Raw genomic sequence first — 10,759 nt, forward strand, 5'->3', positions numbered from 1 at the left:
CGCTCGGCCTGGTCTGGACGCCCTGCGCCGGCCCGGTGCTCGGCTCGATCCTGACGCTGGTTGCGACCTCGAAGAACCTGACCTGGGCCGGCACGCTACTGCTCGCCTACGCCATCGGCGCGGCGATCCCGATGCTGGGAATAGCCTATGGCGGCCAGGCCGCGACCACACGCGTGCGCAGCCTTTCACGGATCTCGCCGCGCCTGCAGCAGGGTTTTGGCGTCGTCGTGATCGGCTTCGCGGTCGCCGCCTATTTCCAATACGACACGCTGATCGTGGCGTGGCTCACCGGCTTCTACCCGACCGGCCAGATCGGCCTGTGATCATCGCGCATCTCAACCGGAGGACTCGTCCATGACCGTCAAACTGCTCACAGTGGGCGCCGCGCTGATCGGCATGGCCGTGACCGGCGCCGTCATCCCTGGCATCTGCGACGAGGCCGTGCGCGCGACGCCTGTCGTCACCGCCGCCGCGAGCCAGCAGGCCGCGCCTGATTTCACCGGCATCAACAATTGGTTCAACTCCAAGCCGCTCGGCATCGCCGACCTGCGCGGCAAGGTGGTGCTGGTCGACTTCTGGACCTATGGCTGCGTCAACTGCGTCAACACGCTGCCGCACGTCACCGAGCTCTACGCCAAGTACAGGGACAAGGGCCTCGTCGTGGTCGGCGTGCACACGCCGGAATTCCCGTTCGAGCGCTCGGCCTCGAACGTGCAGGCCGCGCTGAAGCGTCACGGCATCACCTATCCGGTGGCACAGGATAATGATTCGAAGACCTGGAACGCCTACCGCAACCAGTATTGGCCGGCACAGTACATCATCGACCAGACCGGCAAGATCGTGTTCCAGCACGCCGGCGAGGGCCGCTACGACGAGATCGACCGCACCGTGGCAAAGCTGCTGAACGCCAGCAGCTGACGCTGCATCGGAATCGCGCGGCAGATTTCAGGTCTCGTCCTTGTTGCTTGACTCCACGGACCCGTCCGTGGAGTTTCGCAAGCCTCGAAATCAGCCGCCCGCAATGGACGACGCGACCACCAGCACCGACATTCGCCTCCGTGAAGGTTCCTCGATCGCGCAGCGGCTGATCGTGGCCGCCTGCGCGGCCGCGGTTGCGCTGTGCTTCACGCCGGGGCTGTTCACGCACGACACCCTGGAAATCGTCATCTCGGTGGTGGCGCTGCTCGTGGGGGCAGGCTTCGTCGTCGGCATCATGGTGGCCCCGGCGGTGGTGTGGATCATCACACCGAACGAGATCCTGATCGGGCGGCAAAGTCCATTCGGGAAGCTCCGTACGCGGATCGTCGCGAAAGACGACATCACGGGGTTACAGGTTCCCGGCAGCAAGCGGGTGAAGGCCCGCTTTCAGCTCGTTTTCACGCTGGCTTCGGGGGAACGCCTGACCTCTCCGCCGATCTCCGATGTCACCCATGTTCGCGACACCGTGGCCCGGATCGCGGCGCAGTTCGACGTTCCCAATGTCGAGGATCCCGCCAATCCGCTCGATGCCAGCAATCCCGAGATGCATCTCGGCGATCCGCTCGAGCCGTTTCCCGCGCGGGACATCAGGATCGTGTCGCTGATCGCGGTCGCGCTGTGCGCCCTGCCCTACGCCTACAAGCTCTGGCGTGGGTTATCGCCCAGCCATGTCGACATCCTGCTGCTGCCGCTCGGCGCGATCGCCGCATTCGCCGTGCATCGTTATGCCAACCTCGTCACTGGCGCCTTCTGGATCATCCGCGAGAGCGATATCCGTGTCGAACGCCTGTGGGGCGACGGCAGCCTGCGCGCCGACCACATCGCAGGATTCGACGTGAAGACGATCACGGTCGAGCGTCGCGGCCGGTCCGAGGACGAGCACTGCATCGTCGTGATCCGACTTCACTCGGGGCGGAGGTTTCGCAGCCCGCGCATCGGCTCAAGGCTCGAGGCGCGTGCCGTGGGGACGGAGATCGTGCGGCGGCTGGGGATCGCGGCGGAGAGCAACAAGATCTGACTGGCTTCCATTGCCCGTTGTCCGGGTTGATCTCGCCGCGAGTTCGGTCTGAGCCTCTCCCGCTTGCGGGAGAGGTCGCCGCGCAGCGGCGGGTGAGGTTCTTTCCTCTGAGGAAGTCCCATCGCGGAAGCACCCTCTCCCCGACCCTCCCCCGCAAGCGGGGGAGGGAGCGCATCGAGCCCAGCACACTGCTTTTCGCGCCATCCCCTGTATGTGGCATTGCCCCGCTCCGTCAAAAAACCATAGGCATTCTCGTGACATATCAGGGCGGCGCGCCATCAACTTGCCATGAACCTGCCCCTCAGGTTTGATGCCTTTGGAATGATTTGCGCTGTGGCAGCGGGGAGAGCTTGAGATGACGGATTTTCGTCGCCTGACCGGGATGTTCATGGCTGCGGTGGGGCTTATTCTGTGCGTCCCGCAAGCCACTGCCCAGCAGCCAGACCGCGGCGACGAGCCGGGCCTGGTCGCCGACGAGGCTTACCAGCTCGAGCCGGAATGGCAGAAGCAGGTCGTCTATTTCCGCACCACCGAACCGCCGGGCACGATCATCGTCTCGACCGCCGAGCGGCACCTCTACCTGGTGCAGCCGGGCGGGCGCGCAATCCGCTACGGCATCGGCGTCGGCCGCGATGGCTTCCAGTGGCAGGGGTTGGTGACCATCACCAACAAGAAGGAATGGCCGGACTGGACGCCGCCGTCGGAGATGATCCAGCGCCAGCCCTATCTGCCGCGCTTCATGGCCGGCGGCCCCGGCAATCCGCTGGGGGCCCGCGCCATGTATTTGGGCACCACGGTCTACCGCATCCACGGCACCAACCGTCCCGACACGATCGGCACCAAGGTGTCTTCGGGCTGCTTCCGTCTCGTCAACAACGACGTCGCCGATCTCTACGACCGCGTCCCTGTTGGCACCAAGGTGGTCATCCGGCAGAAGCCTGAACTCTAAATATCCCCTTTCTTCGCCCCCCTCCTTTTCCCGATTTTTCGAGAGAGCAACATGATGCGCAGTTTTCGAGGCGGCCTGCTGATCGGGCTCGCGGTCGCCGTGCTGGTCGCCGTGCTGGCCATCATCTACGAGTTCTACGACACCCGTACGCTGAAGCGCACCGTGCGCCGCGGCGAGGTGCTGTGCGGCGTCAACAAGGGCCTGCCGGGCTTCTCGTACTCCGAGGATAACAAGAACTGGAACGGCTTCGACGTCGATTTCTGCCGCGCGGTGGCCGCGGCGATCTTCAACGACCCGGGCAAGGCGAAGTTCATCCCGCTCGATGCCAGCGAACGCTTCAAGGAATTGCAGAGCCGCAAGGTGGACATCCTCTCGCGCAATTCGACCTGGAGCATGGCGCGCGAGCTCGACTACGACCTCTATTTCCCCGCGGTCGCCTATTACGACGGCGCAGGCTTCATGCTGCCGCGTTCGCGCAACAAGGAGACCTCGCTGGACCTGACCGGCAGCAAGGTCTGCGTCCAGGCCGGCACCACCACGGCGCTCAACGTCGCCGACTACTTCCGCGCCAACAACATGAAGTATGACGAGGTGAAGTTCGAAAACCTCAACGACGTCGTGAAGGCCTACGACACCGGCAAGTGCGACACGCTAAGCGCCGACGTCTCGCAGCTCTACGCGCTGCGGATAAACCTGTCGAAGCCAGGCGACAACATGATCCTGCCGGACATGATCTCCAAGGAGCCGCTCGCCCCGGTGGTGCGCCAGCGCGACGACGACTGGATGATGATCGTGAAGTGGACGCTGTACGCGATGATCAACGCCGAAGAGCTCGGCGTCACCTCGGAAAATATCGACGAGGCCCTGAAGTCGAAGAAGCCCGAAGTGATGCGCCTCGTCGGCACCGAAGGCAATTACGGCGAGCAGCTCGGCCTCACCAAGGACTGGGCCGCCCGCATCATCCGCCACGTCGGCAATTACGGCGAGATGTACGAGCGCAATATCGGCGAGAAGTCGAAGCTGAAGATCCCGCGCGGCATGAACCAGCTGTGGAACGCGGGTGGCGTGCAGTATGCACCGCCGATGAGGTAAGGCGGTCTCTCGGCCGTCATTGCGAGCGGGGCTCGCGTCATAGCCGTAGACACACCCTCAACTGTCATCGCCCGGCTTGACCGGGCGATCCAGTACGCCGCGGCCCGTCGACTCAACACCTGCTGTCTCTGGAATACTGGGTCGCCCGGTCAAGCTGGGCGACGACGGCGCGTGTGAGGCGCGCAGTTCGCGCGTCTTATCCAGTCCCGTGGCCCGCATGAGCGAAGCGACATGCGGGGGCGCCGCTCGTGCATTCCCGGATATCGCTTCGCTCATCCGGGCTACGCGCTTCATCCCGGCTACGAGCTCAATACCCCCGCGCGCGCGCCAGCTGCTCGGTGTGGTAGTTGGCGTCGCCGAACAATTCCTCGCACACCCGCGCGCGCTTCATGAAGAAGCCGATGTCGAACTGGTCGGTCATGCCCATGCCGCCATGCATCTGCACGCCCTCCTGCACCGCGCGCGTCGCGGTGGTGCCGGCGCGCGCCTTTGCGACCGCGACTGCTGAGGTCGCCTTGGCGACGTCGGCGTCCAGCGCCTGCAGCGCCTTCATGGCGGCGGCGCGGGTGATCTCGATGTCGACATAGAGCTCGGCGGCGCGGTGCTGCAGCGCCTGGAATTCGCCGATCAGCTTGCCGAACTGCTTTCTGTTCTTGAGATACTCGACGGTGCGGCCAAAGACTTCTTCGCTGAGGCCGACCAACTCAGCGGCGACCGCGCCGCGGCCGATGTCGAGCACGCCGTCGAGCAGAGCGGCACCCTGATCGACTTCGCCGAGCACGCCGTCGGCATTGACCTCGACATTGGCGAGCTCGATCCGAGCCGCATTGTGCGCGTCGACCATGATGGTGCGTTCGATCGCGACGCCCTTGGCCTTGGGGTTGACCAGGAACAGCGTCAGGCCGTCACGCTCTCCCGCGGAGCCCGCGGTGCGCGCGGCAACGATCAGGAGATCAGCGACGTGGCCGTCGACCACCAGGGCCTTGGCGCCCGAGAGTTTGAAGCCGTTGCCGGCGCGCACGGCCTGCAAGCTGGTCTGGTGCGGGCGATGTTTTGCGCCCTCGTCGATCGCCAGCGTCGCCAGCAGCGAGCCGCTCGCGATCTTCGGCAGATAGTCCGACTTCTGCGCGGCATTGCCGCCGCGGTTCAGCGCGGAAGCCGCGACCACGCTGGTGGCGAGGAACGGCGACGGCATCAAGGTACGGCCGATCTCCTCCATCACGATTCCGGCCTCGACATAGCCGAGACCGGAGCCGCCGAACTCTTCCGGCACCAACAGGCCGGCAAAACCCATCTCGGCGAAGGAATTCCAAAACTCCTTGGAGAATCCGGTGGGGTCTTTGCTGTCGCGCAAATGGCGCAGGTGCGACACCGGCGCCTTGTCGCTGATCAGCCCGCGCGCGCTATCGCGGAGCATCGATTGTTCTTCGGTGAGGACGAGGGCCATGTGCAAAGTCTCTAATATCGCGTGGAATGCGTATTGTTGGATGTCATTCCGGGGCACGCGCAGCGGGAACCCGGAATATCGAGGTTCCGGATTCGATGCTGCGCATCGCCCCGGAACGACGGTGAATCATGCCCCCGGCAGATCCAAGATGCGCTTGGCGACGATGCCGAGCATCACCTCCGTGGTGCCGCCCTCGATCGAATTGGCCTTGGTGCGCAGCCAGGCGCGCGGGCGGGCGCCCTGCTTGGATCGCTCGCTTTCCCATTCCAGCGCATCGACGCCGCCCGCGGACATCAGGATCTCGTAGCGGCGCTTGTTGAGCTCGGTGCCGTAATATTTCATCGCCGAGGAGAACGCCGGATGCGCCTGCCCCGCCTTGGCGAGATCGACCGCACGCTCGGCGCAGGCCGCGAGCGCGGCCTCATCCACCTCGAAGCTTGCGATCTTCCCGCGGAGCATCGCATCGTCGAGCTTGCCTTGCGCATCGGTGCCGACGGAATCGGCCGCGATCTGACCCAGCGGACGGCCGACGCCGCGTTCGCCCATGCCTGAGATCATCGCGCGCTCGTGCTGGAGCAGATATTTCGCGACGTCCCAGCCACGATTGACGGTGCCGACGACATGCGATTTCGGCACGCGGACGCCGTCGAAGAAGGTCTCGCAGAACGGCGAATAGCCGGAGATCAAGAGGATCGGCTTGGTCGTCACGCCCTTCGAGGTCATGTCGAACAGGATGAAGCTGATGCCATCGTGCTTCTTGGCCGTGGGATCGGTGCGCACCAGGCAGAAGATCCAGTCGGCGTAATTGGCGTAGGACGTCCAGATCTTCTGGCCGGTGATGATGAAATCGTCGCCATCGCTCTCGGCGCGGGTCTGGAGCGAAGCGAGATCGGAGCCGGCATTCGGCTCGGAGTAGCCCTGGCACCAGCGGATCTCGCCCGCGGCGATTTTGGGCAGATGCTCTTTCTTCTGCGCGTCGTTGCCGTATTTCAGCAGCGCCGGCCCGAGCATCCAGATGCCGAAGCTCGACAACGGCGGGCGAGCACCCATCTTCGCCATCTCGGCGCGCAGCACCTTGTGCTCGGCCGCGCTCAATCCGCCGCCGCCATATTCCTTCGGCCAATCAGGCACGGTCCAGCCCTTGTCACGCATGCGCTCGAACCAGATGCCTTGCGGCTCGGACGAGAATTTGGCGTTGCGCCCGCCCCAGAACACGTCGGCGTCAGAGGTTGCGGGCTTGCGCATCTCGGGCGGGCAATTGGCTTCCAGCCAGGCGCGCGTCTCGTTGCGGAATTGTTCGAGATCGGCGGTTTCAGTGTCGCTGGTTTTGGATTCAGGCATTGGTCGTTTCCATCAATCGAAATCGGCTTGTTGGGCGCGACTCTGGGCCATTGCACCGCGGAATTCAACCACTTCCGCGAGCCCGCATTCGGCTATAGTCGGCACCATGGCGAGCTTGAAAACAAAGAGGAAACGACAATGCGCCTGAAACTTCTTTCGCCTGGCGAAATGAGCGAGAGCCAGCGCCAGACCTATGACGAGTCGATCGCCGGCAAGCGCGGCAAGCCGCCGGCGCCGATGATGGCCTGGCTCAACAGTCCGGAGATGGCGCGCCACGCCACGCGGCTCGGCGAGGTCATGCGCTACGACACGATATTCCCGGCGAAGCTTTCGGAGATCGCGATCCTGGTGACGGCGCGGCACTGGACCGCGCATTACGAATGGTACGCGCACAAGCGCCTCGCGCTTGCCGGCGGCATGGACCCGAAAATCATCGACGCGATCCGCGACCGCCGCACGCCTGAGTTCGACGATCCCAAGGGCAAGATGATCTACGATCTCGCAAAATCGCTGCATGAGGGCCACGGCGTCGAAAAGGGGCTCTACGACGAGGCCGTGAAGCTGCTTGGCGAGCGCGGCGTCGTCGAGGTGATCGGGCTGTGCGGCTATTACACGATGGTGTCGATGACGCTGAACACCTTTGAGTTCGAGCTGCCCGAGGATGAGGAGAAGGAACTGGCGTAGTTTCCCGTTCGGAAACGCTGGGTTTCAGGATCGGCAATAGCACCGTCTCCGAGTGCGCCTTATCTGCATGACATCAACGGAGCAGCCACATGTCGCAGAACCAAGCCGTCGCCGCCGGCACCCGGATCGGCCATGTCCACCTCAAGGTCGCCGATCTCGATCGCGCGCTCGGCTTTTATTGCGGCGTGCTCGGCTTCGAGCTGATGCAGAAGATGGGCTCGGGTGCGGCCTTCATCTCGGCCGGCGGCTATCATCATCACATCGGGCTCAACACCTGGGAAAGCAAGGGCGGCTCACCGCCGCCGCCGGGCACCACTGGGCTCTATCACACCGCGATCCTCTATCCGACCAGGCCAGCGCTGGCGGATGCGCTGCACCGGGTGCTCACGGCCGGCATTGCGCTGGATGGCGCCAGCGATCACGGTGTCAGCGAGGCGCTATACTTGCGCGATCCGGACCAGAATGGCGTGGAGCTGTATTGGGACAAGCCGAGGGAGCAATGGCCGCTCGGGCCGGATGGCAAGCTGGCGATGTTCACCAAGCGGCTGGACGTGGAAGCGTTGTTGAAGCAGCGTGAGGGGTAAATTCCGCTCTCACCCCTCGTCATTGCGAGGGCTCCTCGCAATGACGGAGTGTGTTGAGGCACCGTCGCGTCATCAAACGCAGGTCCCGTAGGGTGGGCAAAGCGCAGCGTGCCCACCAATTCTTGTACGTGCGTGGAGAGACTGTTGGTGGGCACGGCGCTTCGCGCCTTTGCCCACCCTACGAGAGCTTTGTGCGCGACCTCCCCCGCACCATGATCAGCGCCGCCGCCATCACTTCCAGCGCGATGCAGAGATAGAATGGCAGCGAATAGCCGCCGGACCAATCGCGCAAGGCCCCGACGACACCGGGGCCGAAGGCGTAGGTGACCTGGTTGATCGCGGTGTTGAGGCTGATCAGCACGCCGAACGAGGCGCTGTCGAACTCCTGCTGCACGATCAGCGACGGCAGCGTGATGAGATTGCCGACGGAGAAGCCGAACACCGCACAGGCTGCGATCAGCGCATAGTCATTGTGCAAATTGATGACGACGAGCAGCGCGGCGGCCTGGCTGAGGAACGACAGCGCCGAGGCCAGCCGCTGGTTGAGGCGGTCGATCACCAGCGAGAACAGCACGCGGCCTACCACCGCCATCGCGGTCAGCACCGCGACCGCCACCGCGGCGCGCTCGCGGCCGATCACGGGATCGAGGAACGAGATCAGATGCACGATGAAGCCGACCTGCGCGAACAGCACCAGCGCAAAGGCAATCGTCACCGTGAGGAAGCCGACATCGCGCAGTGCCCAGGCGCGGATCTGCGTCGATGATTGCGGCGTCGCTTTCGCTGACGCCTTCCAGCCGTGAAGATCGGGCGGCCGGCCGACGAGAAGCAGGATCACCGGCAGCAGCAGCACCAGCATGGCGCCGGCGGCGGCATACATCGCGCCGGCGAAGCCGATATGGGCGATCAGCGTGATCAGCAACGGCACGCCGACGATGCCGCCGAAGCTGGCGCCGTTGAGCGCCAGGCTGATCGCCATGCCGCGCTTGTGGTCGAACCACAGACTGATCGTGTTGGTGATCATGGCGAGGCTGGTGCCGGCCCAGCCGAAGGCGAGCACGGCATTGGCGAGATAAAGCTGCCAGGGCTCGCGCACCGCGCCGATCGCGACGCTAGCTGCCGCCATCACCAGCGTGCCGGCGATCAGGCAGAGCCGCGGACCATAGTTGCGGACGGCCTCGCCGACGAACACGACGAGCAACGCGCCGAACAGATAGAAGAACGTGGTCCCTGCGGAGATCAGCGATGCCGGCCAGCCCCGGGCGCGCTGGAGCTCGGCGACATAGACGCTCTGGCCGTAGAAACCGAGCCCCCAGCCGAAGGTCGCAAGCAGGAAGCAGACCGCGACGATGCGCCAGCCTTCGTAGCGGAGGGAGGATTCGTCGATCGTCGGCTGTTGAAGATTATCGAGCATCGCTGCTTACTCCGTCATGCCCGGGCATAGCCGTCTGAAGGACGGCGTCGCTTCCGCTCGCCATGTCCCGGCCATCCACGTTCTTTCTTCAGCGTCCTAAGACGGGGATGGCCGGGACAAGCCCGGCCATCACGACATCTAAATAGTCCTCACCCGAAAATCACTTCGACAGTGATCGAAGCATCAACGTTGGTGACAGCCTCCTGCCAGTCAGATGGCGTCCGGGAACTCGCCCATCGCCGCCTCCAGCCGCGCCTTGCGGCGGCGGGCCCAGGACACCAGCGAGAGCACGGCAAGGCCCAGCACGACCGGTGGGAACACCACGAGGTTCACCGCCGACCAGCCGTAATTGGCGAGCAGCTGGCCCGAGGAGAACGAGCCGATCGCCATCATGCCGAACACCAGGAAATCGTTGAAGGCCTGAACCTTGTTGCGCTCCTGCGGCCGGTGCGTCTCCAGCACCAGCGCGGACGCGCCGATGAAGGAGAAATTCCAGCCGACACCGAGCACGACCAGTGTGGCCCAGAAATGCATCGCGGTGAGACCGGAGAGGCCGATGCCGGCGGCGCCAGCTTCCAGCAGCAGGCCGGCCGCCACGATCTTCGGCGCACCGAAGCGGGCGATCAGCGCGCCCGTGAAGAAGCTCGGCCCGTACATCGCGACGATGTGCCATTGAATGCCGAAATTCGAATCGGACACGGACAGACCGCACATCTTCATGGCGAGCGGTGCCGAGGTCATCACCAGATTCATCATGGGATAGGAGATGATGCCGCACAGCGCCGCGGCGATGAAGCGCGGCTGCGTCACGATGGTGAGCAACGGCCGGCCACCGTGGAGATCGGCCGGCGCGGGCTTCGGCATATCGACGCCGGCAACGATGCCCATGGCGACCAGCGCCACTGCGGCCTGGACCAGGAAGCTGAAGGCGAACAGATAGGGCTGCCAGACGTCCATGGTCCATTGCACGAGCTGCGGACCGAGCACGCCGGCGAACACGCCGCCCGCCATCACCCAGGACACCGCCTTGGGCCGGTAGGCCGCGCTGGCGCCGTCGGCGGCGGCAAAGCGATAGGACTGCGCCACGGAGCCGTAGAGGCCGCCGAGGAAGGTCGCGATGCAGAACAGCACGAACGAGCCGTGCAGGATCGCGAACGAGCCGAGCACGCCGGTGAGGACACCGCAGCCGGTGCCGATGACGAAAGCCCAGCGGCGGCCGAAGCGACGCGAGATCGCGCCGGTCGGCAGCGTG

At 64.7% G+C, this 10,759-nt stretch carries 11 protein-coding genes; 7 read left to right on the forward strand and 4 right to left on the reverse strand.

Annotation, left to right across the window (positions count from 1 at the left end):
- The 5 genes from MOV75_RS14210 to MOV75_RS14230 form a co-directional block, all read left to right on the forward strand.
- Positions 1-323: cytochrome c biogenesis protein CcdA (locus MOV75_RS14210; RefSeq protein WP_309486940.1), on the forward strand; the 323-nt coding region annotated here is incomplete at its 5' end.
- 31 nt (positions 324-354) lie between these two features.
- Complete coding sequence (locus MOV75_RS14215; protein WP_246925774.1) at positions 355-918, forward strand: thioredoxin family protein; 564 nt, start codon at positions 355-357, stop codon at positions 916-918.
- Between the two features lie 103 nt (positions 919-1,021).
- Complete coding sequence (locus MOV75_RS14220) at positions 1,022-1,996, forward strand: hypothetical protein (protein WP_246925778.1); 975 nt, start codon at positions 1,022-1,024, stop codon at positions 1,994-1,996.
- Between the two features lie 355 nt (positions 1,997-2,351).
- Positions 2,352-2,945 (forward strand): L,D-transpeptidase, encoded by a 594-nt coding sequence (locus MOV75_RS14225; RefSeq protein ID WP_246925780.1) that lies wholly within the window; start codon positions 2,352-2,354, stop codon positions 2,943-2,945.
- A 54-nt stretch (positions 2,946-2,999) separates the two neighbouring features.
- Positions 3,000-4,037, forward strand: a complete 1,038-nt coding sequence (locus MOV75_RS14230; protein ID WP_246925781.1) for an amino acid ABC transporter substrate-binding protein — start codon at positions 3,000-3,002, stop codon at positions 4,035-4,037.
- Between the two features lie 307 nt (positions 4,038-4,344).
- Here the strand turns inward: MOV75_RS14230 and MOV75_RS14235 are convergent, their stop codons facing one another.
- Positions 4,345-5,484 carry an acyl-CoA dehydrogenase family protein gene (locus tag MOV75_RS14235; RefSeq protein ID WP_247006026.1) on the reverse strand — a complete coding sequence of 380 codons (1,140 nt, stop codon included), beginning with the start codon at positions 5,482-5,484 and terminating at the stop codon, positions 4,345-4,347.
- 126 nt (positions 5,485-5,610) lie between these two features.
- Positions 5,611-6,825 carry an acyl-CoA dehydrogenase family protein gene (locus MOV75_RS14240; protein ID WP_246928624.1) on the reverse strand — a complete coding sequence of 405 codons (1,215 nt, stop codon included), beginning with the start codon at positions 6,823-6,825 and terminating at the stop codon, positions 5,611-5,613.
- A 138-nt stretch (positions 6,826-6,963) separates the two neighbouring features.
- Here MOV75_RS14240 and MOV75_RS14245 point away from each other — a divergent pair, with 138 nt between their 5' ends.
- Positions 6,964-7,509 (forward strand): carboxymuconolactone decarboxylase family protein, encoded by a 546-nt coding sequence (locus MOV75_RS14245; protein ID WP_246928606.1) that lies wholly within the window; start codon positions 6,964-6,966, stop codon positions 7,507-7,509.
- An 89-nt stretch (positions 7,510-7,598) separates the two neighbouring features.
- On the forward strand, positions 7,599-8,093 hold the full coding sequence (locus MOV75_RS14250) for a VOC family protein (protein ID WP_246928604.1): 495 nt from the start codon (positions 7,599-7,601) through the stop codon (positions 8,091-8,093).
- 178 nt (positions 8,094-8,271) lie between these two features.
- On the opposite strand, the gene MOV75_RS14255 is transcribed toward MOV75_RS14250, so the two are convergent.
- Together MOV75_RS14255 and MOV75_RS14260 are read right to left on the reverse strand one after the other, a co-directional pair.
- The gene (locus tag MOV75_RS14255; RefSeq protein WP_246928587.1) at positions 8,272-9,507 is read right to left on the reverse strand and encodes an MFS transporter; all 1,236 of its coding nucleotides are present in this window, start codon (positions 9,505-9,507) and stop codon (positions 8,272-8,274) included.
- Positions 9,508-9,717: 210 nt separating this feature from the next.
- Positions 9,718-10,759, reverse strand: a 1,042-nt coding sequence (locus MOV75_RS14260) for an MFS transporter (protein ID WP_247006028.1), incomplete at its 5' end; no start/stop codon positions are given.

Origin of the sequence: Bradyrhizobium sp. PRIMUS42 (genome assembly GCF_023006515.1) — a bacterium.
Lineage (GTDB): Bacteria > Pseudomonadota > Alphaproteobacteria > Rhizobiales > Xanthobacteraceae > Bradyrhizobium.